This window comes from Engelhardtia mirabilis (genome assembly GCF_007748095.1).
Lineage (GTDB): Bacteria > Planctomycetota > UBA1135 > UBA1135.
The window spans coordinates 4,585,880-4,604,428 of the sequence record NZ_CP036287.1 but is presented as its reverse complement, the minus strand read 5'-3'; the positions used below and the strand labels follow the sequence as shown (position 1 = coordinate 4,604,428).

At 70.6% G+C, this 18,549-nt stretch carries 17 protein-coding genes and 1 tRNA gene; 13 read left to right on the top strand and 5 right to left on the bottom strand.

The features are described 5' to 3' along the window. The first annotated feature begins 154 nt into the window (after positions 1–154). Entirely contained in the window at positions 155–1,864 is a 1,710-nt protein-coding gene (locus Pla133_RS17020; RefSeq protein WP_145067391.1) for a Kelch repeat-containing protein, read from the top strand. A 10-nt stretch (positions 1,865–1,874) separates the two neighbouring features. Here the strand turns inward: Pla133_RS17020 and Pla133_RS17015 are convergent, their stop codons facing one another. Then, positions 1,875–4,463, bottom strand: coding sequence for a bifunctional serine/threonine-protein kinase/formylglycine-generating enzyme family protein (locus tag Pla133_RS17015; protein ID WP_145067389.1), 2,589 nt, complete (start codon positions 4,461–4,463; stop codon positions 1,875–1,877). Positions 4,464–4,492: 29 nt separating this feature from the next. Further along, positions 4,493–5,116 (bottom strand): RNA polymerase sigma factor, encoded by a 624-nt coding sequence (locus tag Pla133_RS17010; RefSeq protein WP_145067387.1) that lies wholly within the window; start codon positions 5,114–5,116, stop codon positions 4,493–4,495. 345 nt (positions 5,117–5,461) lie between these two features. Here Pla133_RS17010 and Pla133_RS17005 point away from each other — a divergent pair, with 345 nt between their 5' ends. Further along, on the top strand, positions 5,462–6,130 hold the full coding sequence (locus Pla133_RS17005; protein WP_145067385.1) for a hypothetical protein: 669 nt from the start codon (positions 5,462–5,464) through the stop codon (positions 6,128–6,130). A 25-nt stretch (positions 6,131–6,155) separates the two neighbouring features. Here Pla133_RS17005 and Pla133_RS17000 read toward each other — a convergent pair whose 3' ends face one another. Further along, positions 6,156–6,557: a Dabb family protein gene (locus tag Pla133_RS17000; protein ID WP_145067383.1), complete on the bottom strand. Its 402-nt coding sequence runs from the start codon at positions 6,555–6,557 to the stop codon at positions 6,156–6,158. Between the two features lie 63 nt (positions 6,558–6,620). Between Pla133_RS17000 and Pla133_RS26440 the strand changes: the two genes are divergently transcribed. The 10 genes from Pla133_RS26440 to Pla133_RS16960 all read left to right on the top strand — a co-directional run bounded on the left by Pla133_RS26440 (position 6,621) and on the right by Pla133_RS16960 (position 15,025). Then, positions 6,621–6,718, top strand: a tRNA-Sec gene (locus Pla133_RS26440). Positions 6,719–6,781: 63 nt separating this feature from the next. Further along, positions 6,782–7,795 (top strand): GNAT family N-acetyltransferase, encoded by a 1,014-nt coding sequence (locus Pla133_RS16995; protein WP_419191641.1) that lies wholly within the window; start codon positions 6,782–6,784, stop codon positions 7,793–7,795. A gap of 3 nt (positions 7,796–7,798) precedes the next feature. Further along, complete coding sequence (locus Pla133_RS16990; protein WP_145067379.1) at positions 7,799–8,797, top strand: GNAT family N-acetyltransferase; 999 nt, start codon at positions 7,799–7,801, stop codon at positions 8,795–8,797. A 367-nt stretch (positions 8,798–9,164) separates the two neighbouring features. Then, on the top strand, positions 9,165–10,757 hold the full coding sequence (locus Pla133_RS26435; RefSeq protein WP_419191640.1) for an NfeD family protein: 1,593 nt from the start codon (positions 9,165–9,167) through the stop codon (positions 10,755–10,757). Then, a complete protein-coding gene (locus Pla133_RS16985) occupies positions 10,754–11,263 on the top strand; it encodes an NfeD family protein (RefSeq protein WP_145067377.1) in 510 nt (169 codons plus the stop codon). The genes Pla133_RS26435 and Pla133_RS16985 overlap by 4 nt, the downstream gene beginning before the upstream one ends. A gap of 77 nt (positions 11,264–11,340) precedes the next feature. Then, entirely contained in the window at positions 11,341–12,387 is a 1,047-nt protein-coding gene (gene floA / locus Pla133_RS16980) for a flotillin-like protein FloA (protein WP_419191639.1), read from the top strand. Beyond that, positions 12,387–13,196, top strand: coding sequence for a flagellar biosynthesis protein FlhF (locus Pla133_RS16975; protein ID WP_145067375.1), 810 nt, complete (start codon positions 12,387–12,389; stop codon positions 13,194–13,196). The genes floA and Pla133_RS16975 overlap by 1 nt, the downstream gene beginning before the upstream one ends. 161 nt (positions 13,197–13,357) lie before the next feature. Continuing rightward, a complete protein-coding gene (locus tag Pla133_RS16970; protein WP_145067373.1) occupies positions 13,358–13,837 on the top strand; it encodes an EVE domain-containing protein in 480 nt (159 codons plus the stop codon). Between the two features lie 211 nt (positions 13,838–14,048). Beyond that, positions 14,049–14,234 (top strand): histone H1, encoded by a 186-nt coding sequence (locus Pla133_RS16965; RefSeq protein WP_145067371.1) that lies wholly within the window; start codon positions 14,049–14,051, stop codon positions 14,232–14,234. A gap of 182 nt (positions 14,235–14,416) precedes the next feature. Continuing rightward, entirely contained in the window at positions 14,417–15,025 is a 609-nt protein-coding gene (locus tag Pla133_RS16960; protein WP_145067369.1) for a histidine phosphatase family protein, read from the top strand. Between the two features lie 21 nt (positions 15,026–15,046). Here Pla133_RS16960 and Pla133_RS16955 read toward each other — a convergent pair whose 3' ends face one another. Next, entirely contained in the window at positions 15,047–15,865 is an 819-nt protein-coding gene (locus Pla133_RS16955; protein WP_419191638.1) for a 1,4-dihydroxy-6-naphtoate synthase, read from the bottom strand. After that, positions 15,862–16,569 carry a futalosine hydrolase gene (gene mqnB, locus Pla133_RS16950; RefSeq protein ID WP_145067366.1) on the bottom strand — a complete coding sequence of 236 codons (708 nt, stop codon included), beginning with the start codon at positions 16,567–16,569 and terminating at the stop codon, positions 15,862–15,864. The genes Pla133_RS16955 and mqnB overlap by 4 nt, the downstream gene beginning before the upstream one ends. A 278-nt stretch (positions 16,570–16,847) precedes the next feature. Here mqnB and Pla133_RS16945 point away from each other — a divergent pair, with 278 nt between their 5' ends. Further along, positions 16,848–18,527 carry an ABC1 kinase family protein gene (locus Pla133_RS16945; protein WP_145067364.1) on the top strand — a complete coding sequence of 560 codons (1,680 nt, stop codon included), beginning with the start codon at positions 16,848–16,850 and terminating at the stop codon, positions 18,525–18,527. Positions 18,528–18,549 lie beyond the last annotated feature (22 nt).

Sequence of the window (18,549 nt, the reverse complement as noted above, 5' to 3'; positions counted from 1 at the left end):
AGGTCGACTCGAGCGGGGGGCAGTGCCGTGCACGGCACGCTGCAACCGCAGCCGGTCGGTCCCGTCAGCGAGCTGGCCGTCCCCGGGACTTCGAATCGCTCGAATTCGGGATTCCGGATTGGCGCGTCGTCCGGTTCGGCCTGCTGCTCAGATCGTGGCCCTGCGTTCGCTTCGCGAGCGCGTGGCACTCGTCGTTCCGATGGCCGATCGGATCGACAACTACCTGCCCATCAACGCAATGATCACTTCCGCCGCCTACCTGCTCGCCGTCCTTACGCCGCTGGTCCCCGATCTCGAGCTGACTTGGACCGATGGCTTCCTCGGTTCGTCCCTGGACTACACCCTCGAGGGTGACCCCTTCGCGCCGGTGATCCTGCTCCCGTCGCTCACCGACGGTCCCACGCCCCTGTCGCTCTTCTACGCCGGCGAGACCCGATCGCTCGACGTGGGCTTGGACCTGGTCTCCCTGGCCTCCCTGTTCGTCCTCGACGGCGGCGGCCAGGCCTTGGTCGCCTACCCCCTCTCGGCCGCTCCCGCCCTGGCCGGGGTGCAGATCCGCGCCCAGGCCGTCTCGATCGACTTCTCCTTCGTTGGCTCGCCCTTCGATGACCTGAGCGGAGCGGTCCAGACCACCCTGACGTTCCCCGGTCAGCTCTTCCCGACCGACAACCCGACCATCGTTTCGCGCCGTGGCCACTGCATGGCGCGCATCCCGGACGGGAGGGTGCTGCTGATCGGCGGTGAGGTGACGGACGCTTCAGGCAACGCCCTGTCGACGAATGCCTGGGAGGTGTACGACCCCCAGACGGAGGCGTTCACGGCAGGTGCGACCACCCTCTCGACGTCGCGATCGCGACTCCAGGCGACGCCGCTCCTGGACGGCCGCGTGCTGGTCACGGGAGGCGCACAGGCGAGCTCGGGGAGCGGCGCCGGCGCGCTGGCCCTGGCGACGACGGAGCTCTTCGATCCGGTCACCATGACCTTCAGCGCCGGCCCGTCGATGGCGGTCAGCCGGGTCCAGCACACGGCGACCAGGCTGCTCGACGGGCGGGTCTTCGTGGTGGGTGGACGCAGTTCGGACGTGGACCTGCGGCACTCCCTGGGGGGTGAGGACTTCGGCGCCGCATTGCCCGCGGGAACCGAGCTCTTCAACCCGGTCACCAATACCTGGTCGGCGGGGCCGATGCTCCCCGGGGGTCGCTACGGCCATTCGGCGACGCTGCTCGGGGACGGAACCGTGCTGATCGTCGGAGGTCGAGTGGAGGGCACGCCCATCTTCGGTGGACCGCCGGTGGCGACCACCGACGAGGTACTCAGCTTCGACCCGGCCACCAATTCGATCTCCAGTGGCCCGTCCCTGCCCGTCGCCCGCGCCTTCCACGGCACCGTTCAATCGGGCGACGGTGGCGTCTTCCTGGTCGGTGGCGCGACGTCACTGCTGTACTTGCCCGGACTGGCGCCGGGCGGGGAGGACCTCGCCCTGGTCCAGTCGACCGGACTGACCAACCTCTCCTACATCCCGAGCGGGCCCACCTGGGGGATGGAGGGTCCTCCCTTCAATGTCACCGTCGATCCCACGGTGGAATGCCTGCCGAAGGGAGGAGGCTGCTACGAGTACACGGTGATCGACTGCCGTGGTGACGACGTGGTCGGGAGCGACGCAGGCGTCGGCACGAAGATCTTCACCGTCGAGAAGTGCGGGGCGAATCCGAGCCTGCAGCTCAGTGACCTCGAGACGATCGATGATGGCACCGGGCACGCCTCGGAGCAGCTCGAGGCCATCCACAAGACCTTGATCACGACGTCGATCCAGGGACCCGGCGGACCGGTCGGAGCTGGCAGGATCTTCGCAAACGGGGGCTGAGACAGGCTCCTCAGGACTCCACCACGCGCGCGGGCCTCAAACCGGTGATCGGCATGGTCTGCGCGCGTCCCGAGGTGAACCGCATCGAACAGCGTGACATCTGTCGCGTCAGCGGCGTCGATTGGTTGAAGCCGACGAAGAAGTAGGCACCGCGCGCGGTGAAGATCTGGGCTTGGTCGAGACCGACGTCCAGCAGCATGCCATCGCCCCGTGCGCGCGATGCCCGGGCGGAATAGTCACGCCAGGGATCTCGCACCAGCTCGCGCAGGTTGCCGAGCATGTCGTACAAGCCGTACCCGTTCGGTGAACGGCTGCCGACGGGGCTCGGGCCCGCGTCCGTGCCGGTCACCTCGTACACGGTCATGTCCCGGTAGTCAGGACCCCACCACCAATCGGTGTCGGCGCCGCCCCGCGAGGCGTAGTCCCACTGAGCCTCGGTCGGCAGGATCAATCCCAGCCGACGCACGATCTCGAAGCCCTGGTCGTGGGACAGGCTACCCATGGGCATCAGGCTCGGATCGGTGGCGACCTCGTCAGGGACCGGCGGCGACCAACGAGCCCACTGGGCGCGGGTCAACTCGTACTTGGAGATGAAGAACGGGTCCAAGTCGACCTCGTTCTCGGCGCGCTCGAAGGTCTCGACCAGCTCTGGATGGTCGCCCACGCCGCCGAGCACGTGCCGCGCCCCGGGGATCAGGACCAGCACGATCGAGCTGTCGACCGAGAGGTCGAAGGTTCCGTCCGAATTGCGCCGCGGTGGCTCGCCGGTGAGGAGGTGCGCGAACTCCTGGAGTCCGGAGTGTGGGTCCGTGCCGAGGGGCAAGAGTCCGAGCTGCGGTGCAATCGTGAGTCCGCCGTAGGGGCCGGCCGGGTCGGCGATGGCGTCGATCGCCGCCTCCCAAGAGGGGTCCTGGGTGGTCCGTTCCGCCAGGGACCTCGCCGCGTCGAGTCGCGCGCGCATGCGAGCGATGCTGGTCTGATCGACTGGGTCGGAAGCCCTGAGTTGCTCCAGGCCATCGACCAACTCGCGCAGCTCGGGAATGATCCAGGCGTCGAGCTCGCTGTCCGTCGCCCGCTCCGCGCCGGCGGCGAACGAGACCCTGGAGGTCCGTTGCGCGAGCTCACGCACGTGCATCGGTCGCCGCGAGACCACGTTCTCGGCCAGGGACACCCAGGCTTCCATCGCCTCGACGCGATCCGGCGTCGGGGGCCACAGCTCGTCGGACTCACGTTGGAGCACGGTCAAGCGGCGCATGTCGAGGAAGCGCTCCCAGAGGGAGCGCTCCACACTGCGCACGACATACATCCCGATGCCGCCCAGCAATAGGAAGATCGCCGAGGACGCCATGGCGATACTCAGCCGCCGATTGCGCCGCACCCAGGCCCGTGCCTCGGCCCAGCGGCCGCTCTCGTGGGCGACGACGACACGGCCTTCGAGGTAGGCACGCAGGTCCGCCGACATGGCCGCCATGTCCGGGTAGCGATCCGCCGCTTCACGGCGCATGGCGCGCTCGGCGATCGAGACCAGGGCCGGCGGCGCGCCGGGAGCCGCGAGCGCGATCGGGTGCGGCGGGCCCGTCACGACGGCGGCGAGCACCTCGTGGGGACCCCGAGCACTGCGGTAGGGGGCCGCGCCGGTGAGCAGGTGGTAGAGCATCGCGCCCACGGCGTAGACGTCCGTCTGGGGTCCGAGCGAATCCAGCTCCCCCCGCGCCTGCTCGGGCGACATGTAGGCCGGCGTGCCGATCACGTCGCCGTCCATGGTCATCAGCGGCGCCTCCTCGCGGGCCGCCTCCAGGGCCGGGGCGTGGCGTGCGAGCATCTCCAGGCGCAGGTCGTGGCGGTCCGCCTGACCCAGGACCCGCGCCAGGCCCCAGTCCATCACGTGCACCTCGCCGAAGCTCCCGACCATCACGTTGGCCGGCTTGAGGTCGCGGTGGATCACGTCGCGGCTGTGGGCGAAGGCCATCGTCTCGCAGACGCGGGCGAGCATCTCGAGCGCGCGCTCGCGGCTCCACTCGACGTCACCAGCGGCGATGCGGTCCAGGACCTGGGCCAGGGTCGAGCCCTCGACCAGGGGCATGGTGAACCAGGCCTGGCCCGAGGCGTCCGCGCCGAGCTCGTGGACCGGCAGCACGCCGGGGTGCTGAAGTTGCCCGGTGATCTGCGCTTCCTGCAGGAAGCGGGAGACGACCCGCGCGGTGCGCGGCGAAGGTTGCTCGCCCAGGGCACCGATTCCGCTGCGCACCACCTTCATGGCCAGGCGTCGACGGAACTCGGGGTCCCAGACCTCGAACACGATGCCCATGCCTCCGCGTCCGACCACACGCTTGACGCGGAAGCGCGACTGTGGGGGAGCGCCGTCGATCGAGATGCGCGGATCGACCTCGGCGCCGAAGGACTCGATCAGCGAGTCGGTCGCCCCGCCGACTCCGATCGCGCTGGCCAGGCGCAACCAATGTTCGTGCAGAACGCGCAGCTCCGGTGCCGCGGAGGGATGGGCTACGCAGAGCGCCTCCAGCTCCGGTCCCTGACCGGACTCGACCCCTGCCAGGTACTCGGCGAACAGGCTGTCGACGTCGACGACTGCGTTCTCCATGGTTCCTCCCCTTGTTCCTCGAGCAGCTGCTAACCGCTTCCTCGATCGCCGACGACGCCGTGCAGCAGCGCGGTGCGCGCACGTGCGTGCAACATCCGCGCCGCGTCGGCGCTCGCCAGTCCCATGTCCGCCGCCACCGTTGCCCACGATTCGCCGGCGTCGCGTCGATCGAGCACCTCGATGTGCCGAGGCGAGAGGGCCGCGCGCGCGACACGCGCGCGCTCGAGCAACTCGCCCTTCTCGGCCAGCGTCGAAGGACCCTCTGCGCCGTCGCTGGGATCCGCGGTGGCACCCGCCCCCTCGCCGCCCAACTCGACGTCCCTGCGGCGATCGCGTCGCAGGGCGCCGAAGAAGCGCGCATCCTGGCGCAAGCGATTCTCGACGATCGTGGACACCCAGCGCACGAAGGAGCGCTCGTCCCGCAGCTCGAAGTGATCGAAGTTGCGCAACACCTCGATCAGCGTCTCCTGCACCACGTCGCCCGACTCCAGCTCACGTCGCAGTCCTGGACCCAAGCGCGCCCGAACGATCGTCTCGACGCGCGGCAGGTAGCGTTCGATCAACTCACCGAAAGCACGGTCGTCGCCGCCCTGGGCGAGTCGGACGAGTTCGACTGTTTGCGCGATTGCGTCGCTCGGATCGGATGGGTCCACGTCTTGCGGAGTCTAGTTGTTCCTACATCGGGGCAGGTATCGCCGATCGGCGAGGGGCCACGACTCGCTGGGCCCCACGGGTCTGATTCCCTGTGTCCCCGGGGACCAGCCGCCGCACGTTCGAAAGTCGAAGGGCCACGGGAGCGCGGAGTCTCGGGCTACTCTCGGTCAACCATGGACGGTCGAGAGCGCCGGAAGTTCCCGTTGAAGTCTGCCAGGAGCGATTCCGCCCTGGGGGCCAGCAGTTCCCGCAGCGGGCTACGCGACCACGCCGCTGGGGCGGCCGGCGGGGTGACGGGCGCGGGCCGTCGCAGGTGGGGCGGGCGCCGGTCGATGTTGGCCGGCATGGCTCTGACGCTGCCCCTGGCAGGATGTGCCGAGGGGCAGGACGCCTCCGACCCGGTGCTCGAGACCCGGCGGAGCTTGGCCAGTCCAGTCGGCAGGACTCTGCCCGGCCTCGAGGACTCGCTCCACACCGACGAGGTCGAGCTGGAGGTCATCCATCGATCCCTCGCCGGGCCGGACCAGCCGACGTTCTTCGCGGGCTGGCGAGGGGAACCGTGGCCGGTGGCGGTCGGGCGCTACGAGTTCCTCGAGGGCGGGCTGCTGCTCCTCGAAGGGGGCGGCGGTGGCGATTGGTTCGAGAACACTTGGGTCTACTTCCTGATCGACCTGAGTGGGCCGGCGGAGGAGTTGATCGCTGTGGGCGTCCACCACGCGTCGGATTCACCCGGTCTGACCAGCGGGTTCAAGGCAGTCAGCGGGGGTGCGGTGACCCTCGATCTCCGTCCGGGCGACGACTGGTCGACCGTGATCGAGTTCCGGCTGGGGCTGCTCGGATCGCAGTACATCGAGGGGCCCGCGGTGGTGTCCGGCGTCCTCACCTGGAACGTGGGCGCCGACCAGCCGCCGCGTCCGACGGAGGGTGGACCGCCGCCGGTCGATGGGGCGCAGGTCTGGATGCCGGTGGCCCTGGACTACTGGCGCGCCAGGGCCGAGGACGCGGGGCGCTGACCCCGCTAGCCGGGCGCGTCCTCGCTCAGCGGTCGATGATGTCGTAGACCAGGATTCGCTCGGTCAGCGGGCCCAGTACCTCTTGGACCCGTCGCACGTGCTCCGGGTGGTCGAGGTAGACCGCCAGGTCGCCCGCCGAGCGGAAGGTGATCACGAGCCCGATGTCGAAGGAGTCGTCGACCACCTCGCGGTCGCTGGCGAGGGGCGTGCCGACCGTGATCGAGAGCACCTCGGGGATCACCGTCAGTTCACGGCTGGCCTCGATGACCTTCTGCCGGGCCTCGTCGCTGGCGGGCTCGGCCAGCCAGCACAACACCACGTGCTCGACGCGCCCGTCGACCGCTCCGGAATCTCCACCGGGGCTCAAACAGGACCCCAGGCAGGCCGATAGGACCAGGGCGGGCAGCAGCCGTCGGAGGGTTCCCATGGCGGGAGGCTACCGGGATCCGTTGCACCTCGGAGCGGTTGACGCTGGAATGGCGCGCAACGGGGGAGCGGATCGGTGCTGGTGTGCCGCCCGGCCTTCAAAGCCGCGAGGGTTGCGTGAACAGCGTGACCGGTGGGTTCGATTCCCATGCGCTCCCGCCATCCAACCGCCGCCGGCCCCGGTCCCCCCGCCACGGACTCCTCCCTCCCCCCCGAGCATCGCCCGTGTCCGAACTGCCGCCCTACGAGATCCGGGAGTACCGCGCCGGCGACGAGGAGGCGATCCTCGAGACGTTCAACCGCTGCTTCGCGGACGTGGATCCCAACTTCACCCCGCGCACCATCGAGGAGTGGCGTTGGCAGTACCTCGAGAACCCCAGTGGCTGGCGCATCTACCTGGCCATCACCGACGACGGGCGGGTCATGAGCCAGTACGCCGGGGTGGGCCTGCGCGTGCTGCTCGAGGGTGAGCGCGCCCACTTCAGCCAGGCGGTCGACTCCATGACCGACCCGGCCTTCCGGCGCGGCCTGAAGAAGCCGGGTTTCTTCGTGCTGACTTCCTACCCCTACGCCGAGAACTACGGCGGCCCGGCCCCGGACAAGGACCCGATCCAGTACGGCATGCCGATCCCGCCCGCCTGGCGCATCGGCAAGGTCCACTGCGGCTACCAGATGCTGCGCACCGAGACCAAGCTGGTGGTCCCGGCGGACGGCGGCCTGACGCTCGAGTCCGCGGCCGGGGTCGAGGTGACCGAGACCGAGACCTGGCCCGACGACCTGGACGAGCTCTTCGCCCGCGCCTGCGAGCCGTTCGGCGCGATCGGCATCCGCGACCGGGCGCACATGCAGTGGCGCTACCGCGACCGGCCGGGCTTTCGCTACGAAGTCGCGCTGGCCCGTGCGAACGGTCAGTTGGTCGGCCTCGCGGTCTGGCGCGCCGGAGTCTTCGACCGCTCGGACGACGGCTTGATCTGCGACTGGATCGTCGACCCCGGACGGCCCGATGCCAGCGCCGCCCTGATCGCATGGGCCGCCGAGCGCACCCGCGCCGCCGGTCGCGAGCGGCTGGTGACGCTGCTGCCCGACACCTGCCCCGAGTGGCTGCCCTTCCAAGGACGCGGCTTCCGCGCGCGCACCTCGAGCTACTTCATGGTCATCCGGCGTTACACCAAGCGCTACGACACGCGCTGGGTCTACAAGCACTGGTACTACACCCTCGGCGACACGGACCTCGTCTGAGCCATGGCCGACTACGAGATCCGCGAGTACCGCGAGGGTGACGAAGAGAGCCTGGTCGAGACCTTCAACGAGGTCTTCGGCGCCAAGAGCGCCGACCACGTTCCGCGCACCTTGGACGAGTGGCGCTGGACGGCCCTGGGCAACCCGGCCGGTTGGCGCATCTGGCTGGCGCTGACCAACGACGGCGGACCGCGCAAGGTCGTGGCCCAGTACGCCGCCTGGCCCTACCGCCTGTTGGTGGACGGCCAGGAGCGCAACTTCGCCCAGATCGTCGACTCGATGGTGCACCCCGAGCACCGCGCGGGCCTCAAGCGCCCGGGCCTGTTCGTGCGCACCGCCTGGGAGTTCTTCGACGCCTACGGTGGCCCCGAGAAGGACCTGGTGCACTACGGCATGCCCGTGGCCGACGCCTGGCGCATCGGGCAGACCTTCCTCAAGTACGAGATCTCGCGCACCCACGGGGTGCTGGCCCGCGAGCCCGGGCCGGATCCGGGCGAGGCGCCCGAGGTCGAGCTGATCGAGCGCTTCGACGAGCAGGCGCGCTGGCTCTACGACCGCTGCTCGGGTGCCTTCGGGGCCAGCGCGATCCGCGACGCCGACTTCTGGAACTGGCGCTTCGTCGACCACCCGAACTTCGACTACGAGCGTCTGGGCGTGCGCGACGCCGAGGGCATCCTGCGCGGCGTCGCGATCTACCGGCGCGCCGACTGGATCCTGCCCAACATGGGCTTGATCGTCGACTGGCTCGTCCCGCCGGACGAGCCCGAGGTCGGCGCCGCCCTCGAGCGCGCCGTGCGCCACCGCGGCGCCCGGGACGGCGTCAGCGCCGTGGCCAGCCTGACCGTCGACTGGTCGCCCTGGTTCGACAGGTTCCAGGACTGGGGCTGGCGGGTCCACCCGAGCGAGTACTTCATGGTCACCCGCAGCTTCCACGCCCGCTACAACGACCTGTGGCTGCGGGACAACTGGTGGTACCAGTTGGCCGACACGGACTTGGTCTGAGGTCGGGGCTGCGCCAGGGCTCGGAGCTGCAGGGGCCAATGACGGCCAGGGCTGTCCACTCGCGTGCCAGGCGCTCCACGAGCGCCGGCCCGGCCGCTGCCGGAACCAGCCAGCCCTGGCGCCTCTCCCGGCCACATCCTCCGTAGTCGGCCCTTTGCGTCGGGCGCCAGTTGGGGAGAATGGCCCCGTGGCCTACGATCCCGAAGTGACTCACGTTGTCAGTTGGGTTCTGGATGATTGGCGATCCCGCGCGGGCGCCGCTTGCGGACTCGCGCAGTCCCGCCGCAAATCCGGTCTGCGCGGCGGGTCCTCGATCTCGGCGATCGTGACGCGAGCGGCAGCCTCGAGAGTAGCGCTGCTGCTCGCGATGGTCTTGCTGCTGGTGACGCCGAAGCAGGCGTGGGCGACCCCCGTGCTGACGCAGACGGGCTTCGACCAGATGATCCGCGATCTCGCCGGCGGCGAGGACGACGAGCGTGAGACCCAGTCGGAAGCGATCCGCGGTGTCACGGTGATCACCTTCGAGGGCGAGCTCGACCGCGGGGCCCTGAGCCTGTTGCGCCGGGCCGTGGGCGAGGCCAAGCAGCGCCGCGACGCCCTGGTGATCGAGCTCGACACCCCCGGCGGGCGGGTCGACCTGATGTGGCAGCTCTCGTCGGCGATCTTCGATGCCCGCGAGGACGGTCTGCGCGTGGTCGCCTGGGTCGCTCCCAAGGCCCTCTCGGCCGGGGCCCTGGTGGCCATGTCGTGCGAGATGCTGCTGATGCGGCCCGACGGGCAGATCGGCGCGGCCCTCCCGATCGTCTCGGTGCCCACGGGCGTCGAGGCGGTGGAGGAGAAGTTCCTCTCGGTGGCGCGCAGCGGGTTCCGCAGCGTGGCCGAGCGCACGGCGCGGCCCACGGGCCTGGCCGAGGGCATGGTGGACCCGTCCCTTGAGGTGCTGTGGGTCGAGGTCGACGGCTTCCGGCGCGTGGTCACCGGCGAGGAGTGGGACACCCTGCGGCTCGAGGGCTCGCCGGTGAAGAAGATCGACGTGATCGCTTCGCGCGGTCGGTTGGTGGCGTTGACCACCGACGAGGCGCTCGAGTACCGCCTGGCCGACGACGAGGTCGCCAGCCTGGCCGAGCTGATGACCGTGCACCTCAGCCTGCCGGCCGACGCCGAGGTCACGCGAGTCGAGGAGTCGAGGGCGGAGGAGTTGGCGTCGCTGCTGGACTCCCTCGCGCCCCTGCTCTTGATCCTCGGGATCACCCTGGCCTACATCGAGCTCAAGACCCCCGGCCTCGGGATCGCCGCGGTGCTGTCCCTGGCCTGCTTCGGCGCGCTCCTGTTCGGGCGCTACCTGGTCGGCCTGGCGGGGATCGAGCACTTCCTGGTGATGGGGCTCGGCGCGGTGCTGATCGCCGTGGAGCTGTTCCTGGTGCCCGGGACCCTGTGGCCGGGGATTGTCGGCGCGGTGTTGGTCGTGGCCGGCTTGATCTGGTCCCAGCTCGGACCGGGCCTGCCCCTGGCCCACGAGTTCGACCGCCAACTGGCCCTGCAGGCCGCCTTCCGCACCTCCCTCTGGGGTGCGGTGGGCTTCGTGCTCTCGGTCGGCCTGTCGTTCATCCTGCCCAAGACGCCCCTGTACTCGCGCATGGCCGTGGCACCCACGGACACCGGTCCGACCTTCGGCTCGGCCGTCGGCGGCGGCCCGGTCGGAGCGCGCCCGGGCGACCTGGTGGGCCTGTTGGGGCGGGCGTCCACGGACCTGCGCCCGGTGGGCCACGTGCAGCTCGACGGCCAGGGCATCGCCGACTTCGAGGCCTGGGCCGTGGGCGGCACGCTCGAGCGGGGCCAGCGGCTGCGGGTGATCGGCACCGAGGGCGGTCGGCTGCGCGTCGAGGGCGTCGAGGGCGTCGAGGGCGTCGAAGGCGTCGAGGACGTCGAGGACGTCGACACCAAGGAGGCGAGCGCGTGACCCTGGCCCTGATCCTGCTCGGTCTCGGACTGGCCCTGGTGCTGGCCGAGGTCTTCATCCCCAGCTTCGGCGTGCTCAGCTTCCTGGCGGCCGCGTCGATCATCGGCTCGGTCATCGCGGCCTTCCAGGAGGACACCGGCACCGGGGTCAACTTCCTGCTGGCCGTGGCCTTGCTCTTGCCGGTGACCCTGGTCGTGGCCTTCAAGCTCTTGCCACAGAGTCCCTTCGGCAAGCGTTACACCTTGGGCGGCTTGAGCTTCCAGAGCACCGCCGCGACCGACGCGCGCGACCTCGACCTGGTCGGCCAGGAGGGTGAGGTGCTGACGCCCCTGCGCCCCGCCGGGTACGCGCGCATCGGCGGGCGCCGCGTCGACGTGGTCAGCCGTGGCGAGAGCATCGGCATCGGTGAGCCCGTGCGGGTGCTCGAGGTCGTCGGCAACCGCGTGGTCGTCGTGCGCAGCGAGCCCGGCGGCGATCACGGCGGCGAGCCGGCTTCGCAGGCTTGATCGAGCGACCCGCCTGAACCAATTACCGGCGCCGTCCGCGGCGCTCCCGAGAAGAACCGAGATCCTCCGTCGCTCCCATGAGCACTCTGCAACTCACCCTCGCCGCGGCGAGCAACACCGCCATGACGGTCTTCACCGTCGCCGCGGTCCTGGTCGGCCTGGCCTTCGTCCTGCTGCTGATCCGCTACGCCAACCTCTACGTCCGCTCGCTCTTGTCGCGCGCCGGTATCGGCCTGCTCGACATGGTCGCCATGAGCCTGCGGAAGGTCCCGCCTTCGCAGATCGTCGACGCCCAGGTGATGCTGGTCCAGGCGCGCCTCGACCAGGTCGACAAGCGCGACCTCGAAGCCCACGTGCTCGCCGGCGGTCAGGTCGGCCGCGTCGTGCGGGCGCTGATCGCGGCGAACCGCGCGGGCATCGAGCTCGACTTCCGCACCGCGGCGTCGATCGACCTGGCCGGGCGCGACGTGCTGGACGCCGTGAAGACCAGCGTGACGCCCAAGGTCATCGACTGCCCCAACCCGGCGTCGGGCAAGACCGAGATCGCCGCCGTGGCCGCGGACGGCATCCAGGTCCTGGCCAAGGCGCGGGTGACCGTGCGCACGAACATCGCGCGCCTGGTCGGTGGCGCCGGCGAGGAGACGATCATCGCCCGCGTGGGTGAAGGCATCATCTCGACCATCGGCTCCAAGGCCTCCCACAAGGAGGTGCTCGAGAACCCCGACGCGATCAGCAAGGTGGTGCTCGCCCGCGGACTCGACGCCGGCACGGCCTTCGAGATCGTCTCGATCGACATCGCCGACGTGGACATCGGCAACAACATCGGAGCGCGCCTGCAGGCGGATCAGGCCGAGGCCGACAAGCGCGTGGCCCAGGCCAACGCCGAGAAGCGTCGTGCGATGGCCGTGGCCGCCGAGCAGGAGTTCAAGGCCAAGGTGATGGAGAACCGCGCCGAGGTGGTCCTGGCCGAAGCCGAGATTCCCAAGGCCATGGCCGAGGCCCTGCGCGCGGGCAACCTGGGCGTCATGGACCAGTACCGCTTCCGCAACATCCAGGCCGACACCAGCATGCGGGAGGGCATCGCGGGCGGCGGAGACTCGAAGCCCGAGGGGCTGGAGAGCTAGTGATCTCCGCGGTCATGGGCGCGGCGCTGCTGGACGTCAGTCTGCTGGAGACCGGGCCGTTCCTGGCCCAGGCCAAGCCGAACGACATCCTCGAGGGGATCATCCAGATCGCCTTCGTCGCGCTGTTCTTCGGCGTGCCGATCGTGCGCGGGATCCTCCGCGAGCGTCAACGCAATGCAGCGCCCGGTGCTCCCGCGCGGCGGGCGCCCAGGCCCGTGGCCACCGAGGTCGATGGGGAACTGAGCGGCCGCGACCTGTGGAAGCAGTTGCTCGAAGGTGTGGAGCCGACTCGCCCGGCCGCGAAGGTGCCGCGTCCCCAGGATCCGATGGGGGACCCGCACCTGCGGCCGGAATCAGCGGTGCATCGGCGTCAGCGCAAGCAGGCCAAGGTGGCGACCGCGTCAGCGACGCCGGAGCCCGCACGTCGCGTCCACGAGGAACCGCTGACCGCGGTCCTGCCCTCGGCGGCGCGTGAGAAGCTGCGCGACGACCTGCCCTCGGCCCTGCGGCCGATGCCGAGCGAGTCCGAGTTGGAGCGCACGGGCGGTGATGAGATGGTCGCCCGCGGGTCCCTCGCTGAGCTGAGTGGCCTGCGCTCGTCCCTGCCGGTGTCTGGGACCTTGGACCGATTCCCGCCGGCCACGGAGCGTGGCCCCGCGGCCGAGTCCGGTGGCAAGGTCGCGTCCCGCTACCCGTTGTCCGACCGCGAGGCCTGGCGCCGCGCCGTCGTCCTCGCGGAGGTTCTGGGGCCGCCGGCGGCCCTGCGCGAACTCGAGGGCGGCGCCCTCGGTCGTGCGGGCCTGCTCTGAGGTCCGTCACCCAGGGCACAGCCGGAGGGCACTGCGATCACGCCCTCGATGGCGCGACGCCCGCCGGGCCCGCAGTCGCGCCCCGCGCTGACGCGCTCCCTCTCGCGACCCCACCCTCTCGTTCCGTTCGATTCGACCCAGCCCCCGACCCCCGCCCCGCCATGCCCCGCCGCGCCACGCGCTACTGGCTCATGAAGTCCGAGCCCGACGTCTTCTCCTTCGACGACCTGATGGCCGCCAAGGGCCGCCGGACCATGTGGGACGGCGTCCGCAACTACCAGGCGCGCAACTTCATGCGCGACGACATGGCCGTCGGCGACGGGGTGCTCTTCTACCACTCCAACGCCAAGCCCCCCGGCGTGGCGGGCTTCGCCGAGGTGGTCCGCGAGGCCTATCCGGACCCCACGGCCCTCGATCCGAAGGACCCGCACTTCGACCCCAAGAGCGATCCCGAGGACCCGCGCTGGATGCTGGTGGACATCGCCGGGGTCGAGTCAGCGCCCAATTTGGTCTCTCTCGAGGACCTGAAAGCGAATCCGAAGCTTTCTGAGATGGCCGTCGTCCAGCGTGGCAGCCGCCTCTCCGTCCAGCCCGTCACCGCCGACGAGTGGAAGGTCGTCCGCAAGATGGCAGGCCTTTAGGGGGCAAGAAGGGCTCTTCGACCCTCGGGGCCGGGATCGAGCCCCGAGCCGCCGTGGGACGGTCGCGGCTCAGAATCGGCCCTGGCGGCCCCTGGAACGGGGGCTGGCGCCTTGATCGCTGGCCCGCAATCGCCACCATGAAGCCCGTCTACCGCCATCCAGCGCCCCCCAGAGGAGCCGGATCGGCTCCTCGCATTTCGGATATCCAGGCATGACGCAGAACTACCAGAACCTGATTCAGACCATCGAGAGCGTCCGCGACGACGTCGAGAAGGCCGCCTCCGGCAACAAGGCCGCGTGCGCCCGCGTCCGCAAGGCGATGCAAGAGGTCAAGAACCACGCACAGGAGATCCGCAAGGAGATGCTCGAGCTTCGTGACTCGGGCGGCGGCGACTGAGCCGCAGCGTTCCCCATGGGGCCGATTCCGGCCCCGAGCGGGCGGCGCCCGTCGATTCCCCCGGGGAGTCGGCGGGCGTCGCTCATTGGGGGAGCGCTCGACCTGGACCATCAGACTCAGCCCATCGGTCGAGGTTCGATCCCCTGCCCCGACCGGCCCGCCGCGCGCTACAACCCTGTCCCATGCTGATCCAACGACCCCTCGTCGCGGCCTGCGCCGCCGCCCTGGCCCTGTTCCTGCCGTCGATCTCGACTCTGACTGCGACCGACTCGGCGTCGACGACCGTCCAGGAACGGGCCGCTTCGCCGGAGCAGCCGGCGCCGATCACCGTGATCGTCGTGCGCCACGCTGAGAAGGTGGCGGAGGGCAGCGACCCCGTGCTGACCGAGGCCGGCGCCGCGCGGGCGGCCGAGCTGGCGCGCATGCTCGGGCACAGTGGCGTGAGCCACGTGTTCGCGAGCGAGTTCCAGCGCACCCAGCTGACCGTCGCGCCCCTCGCGGCCGCCACGGACCTCGAGGTTCAGGTCATCTCCGCGCGCGAGCCCGCCGCCCAGGTGGCAGCGATCGAGGCCCTGCCAGGCGGATCCGTGGCGGTCGTCGCCGGCCACTCCAACACGGTCCCCGGCCTGGTCGCGGCCCTGGGCGGCGAGATCGAGGGTCTCGAGCAGCACGAGCGCTACGGTCCGATGCTCGCCGACGACCAGTACGACCGTCTGTTCGTGGTGACCTGCAACCCGTCCGCCGAGGACGCGCAACCGGTGTCGACCCTCGAGCTGCGCTACGGCGAGTGATCGCAGGGGGCGGCTGTCGCCTCAGTCGACGACGATCGACTCGCCCTGGCCCAGGCCGACCGCACGTGCCCGCCGTGCCAGCTCCGCGATCGCCCCGCGACCGACCGGGCCCAGGTCCACGGTCCAGTCGTTGACGTAGAGCTCGACGTGTTTCCAGAGCACCTCGTCCGTGTGCTCCTGGGCGTGGGCTCGCATCGTCGCGAGGCAGGCATCGGGGTTGGCCCGGGCCCACTCGACCGACTCGCGCACGCCCTCTGCGACGGCCGCGATCACCTCGGCCGGCAGGGAGCGGCGCACCGAGATACCACCCAGGGGCAGGGGCGATGCGGTCTCGCGCTCCCAGGTGGCTCCCAGGTCCTCGACCAGCTCGAGATTCCAGTCGCGGTGGGTGAAGCGGCCCTCGTGAATGCAAACGCCGAGGTCCGCGGAGCCGTCGCGCAGTGCGGGCATGATCGCACTGAAGACCACCTGGTCGAGTCGCACGGTCTCGGGGTGGAAAAGCCGCCACAGGAGCGTCGCGGTGGTCTGACCGCCGGGGCACAGCACCCGCGGCGGACTGGCGTGGGGGTGGGGGCCGGCCAACACCACCGGACCCACGCCGAAGCCCAGGGCGGAGCCGGCCGGCAGCATCACGCGCTGCGCCGCCAACTCCAGGGCCGCGGCGTAGCTGATCTTGGCCACGTCCAAGTCGCCGGCCGCGGCGCGCTGGTTGAGTTCCTGCACGTCGCCCAGCTCGAAGTCCAACTGGACACCGTCCACCCGCACCGCGCCCGTAAGCAGGGCGTGGAAGGCGAACGTGTCGTTGGGGCAGGTGGAGATGCCGATCGACAGGCGCCTCACGCCGAAGGCTCCCAGGCGTCCTGGGCCAGGATCTCCAACGCGGCCTCCCGAGCGCTCGCCAAGGCCTGGGGGATGCGCCAGCGCGTGCCGTCGCGATCGCCCACCAGGTTGGAGATGCCGCGCACCACCGCCACCGGCACCCGCGCCAGGGTGCAGGCGAAGGCCACGGCGAATCCCTCCATGTCCTCGGCCCCCGCGTCCGCGAAGCGCTCGCGGCGTCGCGCGGCCATCTCGGGTCCGTCGGCGGCGGCGCAGGTGGTCAGCAGGGTTCCGCCGCCGCGGTAACGGTCGTTCGTCGACTGCTGCGGGCGCCACAGGGGCAGGCGGTCTTCGATCGCAGCGCCGTCGACACCCGGTCGAGACGGCCACTGGGGAAAGCCCAGGGCCGTGGGGCCGCGGAAGCCAGCGCCCTCTCCTGCGCCGACCCCGTCCAGGGCCGTGCCTTCGAAGACCCGCGCACAGCCCACCGGATCGCGCTCCACGTCGTAGGCACCGGCGATCCCGATCAACAGCACCCGCCGCGGCGCGACGCGCGCGCACAGCTCGGCCGTGCGGGCCGCGGCGGCCACGGGACCAAAGCCGCAGAGGGCCTGAAGCGCCAGGCCGACGGGCAGACCGCCGGCGTCGAGGAAGCGGCGCTGCTCCAACTCGGTGGGAAACAGCAGCAGGGTGGGAGAGCCGGATCCGGCGGCGCGTTCGACCATGGCGCGCAGAGACTAGCCCGGACCAACGACGAAGACGTGCTCGAAACTGCGCCGCACGCCTCGCGCCGCTGCACCGTGGATGGCACCCGCGAGGGTGACCGCGAAGGGTGGTCGAGCAGGCTGGCGTTCGCAGGGCGCCGACTGGGACCGAGAGGCCCGAACAGCAGGCGGATCAGGGTGTCTCGGGCGCGCGTTCATGGATGGACCGCGCCAGCGGGGTCTGGGCCACCCGTGCGTGGGGCTGGCTTCGGGCCGCGCCGGTGTCCATAGTCGGGCCCATGTCCGTGCTCGACGTGCTGTTCGCCGCCCGCGACCTGGGGCGCCTGCAAGAGATCGCCTCTACCTTCGCCCGCCACGGCTTGGGTGACGTGGTCCAGCGCATGGGTCTGTCCGGACCCCTCGAGCGCGCGGGACGCGCCCTGCACTGGTCCGGTGCCGACCAACTGCGCGAGATGCCGACCCACGAGCGGGTGCGGCGGGCGCTGGAGCAACTGGGGCCGACCTTCGTCAAGTTCGGACAGCTCCTGGCGACGCGCCCCGACCTCCTGTCGCCGGACTGGATCACCGAGTTCGAGCGCCTACACCAGGCCGTCACTCCAGTGCCCTTCGCCGAGCTCCTGCCGCAGCTCGAGGAGGACCTGGGCGCCGACCCGCGCGAGCTCTTCGAGGGCTTCGACGAGACGCCCCTGGCGGCGGGCTCGATCGGGCAGGTGCACTCGGCGAGGTTGTCCGACGGTCGACGGGTGGTGCTCAAGATCCGGCGCCCGGGGATCCGCGCCAAGGTCGAGGCGGACCTGCGCCTGTTGGAGCGCTTCGCCGAGCTGACCGAGCAGGAGCTGCCCGAGCTGCGCCGCTACCGCCCGGTGCAGATGGTGCGCCTGTTCTCGCGGACCCTGCGGGAGGAGCTCGACCTGTCCCTCGAGGCGCGCAACACCGAACTGATCGGTCGCAACCTCGCCGACGACGAGTTCGTCGAGGTGCCCGAAGTGATCGACGAGTTCACCCGCGAACGCCTGTTGGTGTTGGCCTTCGTCGACGGCGTCTCGGCGGGCGAGTGGGCGCACGAGCACGAGCCCGGTACGGGCGAGGGGCCCTTGCTCGCCGCGCGCGGTGCCGACGCGATCCTGAAGATGATCTTCGTGGACGGCATCTACCACGCCGATCCGCACCCGGGGAACGTGTTCTTCCAGCCCCAGGCACGGCTCGTGCTGCTCGACTGCGGCATGGTCGGGCGCCTGTCCGAGCGACGCCGCGAGGAGTTCATGAACCTGCTCGTGGCCGTGTTCAAGCGCGACGAACGGCGGGTGGTCGCGGTGCTGCTCGACTGGGCCGGCGACGAGGAGGAGGTCGACACCGAGCTGCTCGCCCAGGACGCGCGCGCCTTCATCGACCGCTACCACGGCGCCAAGTTGGGCGATGTCGACCTGCAGGCGGTGCTCGGGGACGTGGTCGACATGGTGCGCGAGAACGGCTTGATCCTGCCCGCCGACATGTCGAGCTTGATTCGCGTCTTCGCCCTTCTGGACAACCTGGGCCGCGAGCTCGACCCGGACTTCGACCTGACCTCGAAGATCCAACCCATGGCCGAGCGGGCGATCCGCGAGCAGCATTCGCTGCTGAACGTCCTCGGCCGGCAGACCGAGGACCTGGCGGGGCTCGTGCGCGAGCTGCCCCGCGACCTGCGCCAGCTCTTCGACAAGGCGCGCCGCGGCAAGCTGCGCCTCGAAGTGCGCGTCAACCGCCTCCCCGAGTTCGGCGACCGCATCACCGAGAGCGCCAACCGCGTCACCGTCGGCATGATCACCGCGGCGCTGATCGTGGGCACGTCGATCGCCATGACCGTGGACAAGGGGCCGATGCTGCTGGGGATTCCTGTCCTCGGCCTGCTCGGCTTCCTGACCTCCTGTGCCGTGGGTGCCGGGCTGCTGTGGTCGATCCTCCGCAGTGGCCGACGGTAGCAACCCGCTTCCGAATCTCGCC

Coding starts and splice junctions, on each gene's coding strand:
- Pla133_RS16990 (WP_145067379.1), top strand. CDS start 7,799: ATGGCCGACTACGAGATCCGCGAGTACCGCGAGGGTGACGAAGAGAGC.
- mqnB (WP_145067366.1), bottom strand. CDS start 16,569: ATGGTCGAACGCGCCGCCGGATCCGGCTCTCCCACCCTGCTGCTGTTT.
- Pla133_RS16970 (WP_145067373.1), top strand. CDS start 13,358: ATGCCCCGCCGCGCCACGCGCTACTGGCTCATGAAGTCCGAGCCCGAC.
- Pla133_RS16965 (WP_145067371.1), top strand. CDS start 14,049: ATGACGCAGAACTACCAGAACCTGATTCAGACCATCGAGAGCGTCCGC.
- Pla133_RS17015 (WP_145067389.1), bottom strand. CDS start 4,463: ATGGAGAACGCAGTCGTCGACGTCGACAGCCTGTTCGCCGAGTACCTG.
- Pla133_RS17005 (WP_145067385.1), top strand. CDS start 5,462: ATGGCTCTGACGCTGCCCCTGGCAGGATGTGCCGAGGGGCAGGACGCC.
- Pla133_RS26435 (WP_419191640.1), top strand. CDS start 9,165: ATGGTCTTGCTGCTGGTGACGCCGAAGCAGGCGTGGGCGACCCCCGTG.
- Pla133_RS16960 (WP_145067369.1), top strand. CDS start 14,417: ATGCTGATCCAACGACCCCTCGTCGCGGCCTGCGCCGCCGCCCTGGCC.
- Pla133_RS17000 (WP_145067383.1), bottom strand. CDS start 6,557: ATGGGAACCCTCCGACGGCTGCTGCCCGCCCTGGTCCTATCGGCCTGC.
- Pla133_RS16945 (WP_145067364.1), top strand. CDS start 16,848: ATGTCCGTGCTCGACGTGCTGTTCGCCGCCCGCGACCTGGGGCGCCTG.
- floA (WP_419191639.1), top strand. CDS start 11,341: ATGAGCACTCTGCAACTCACCCTCGCCGCGGCGAGCAACACCGCCATG.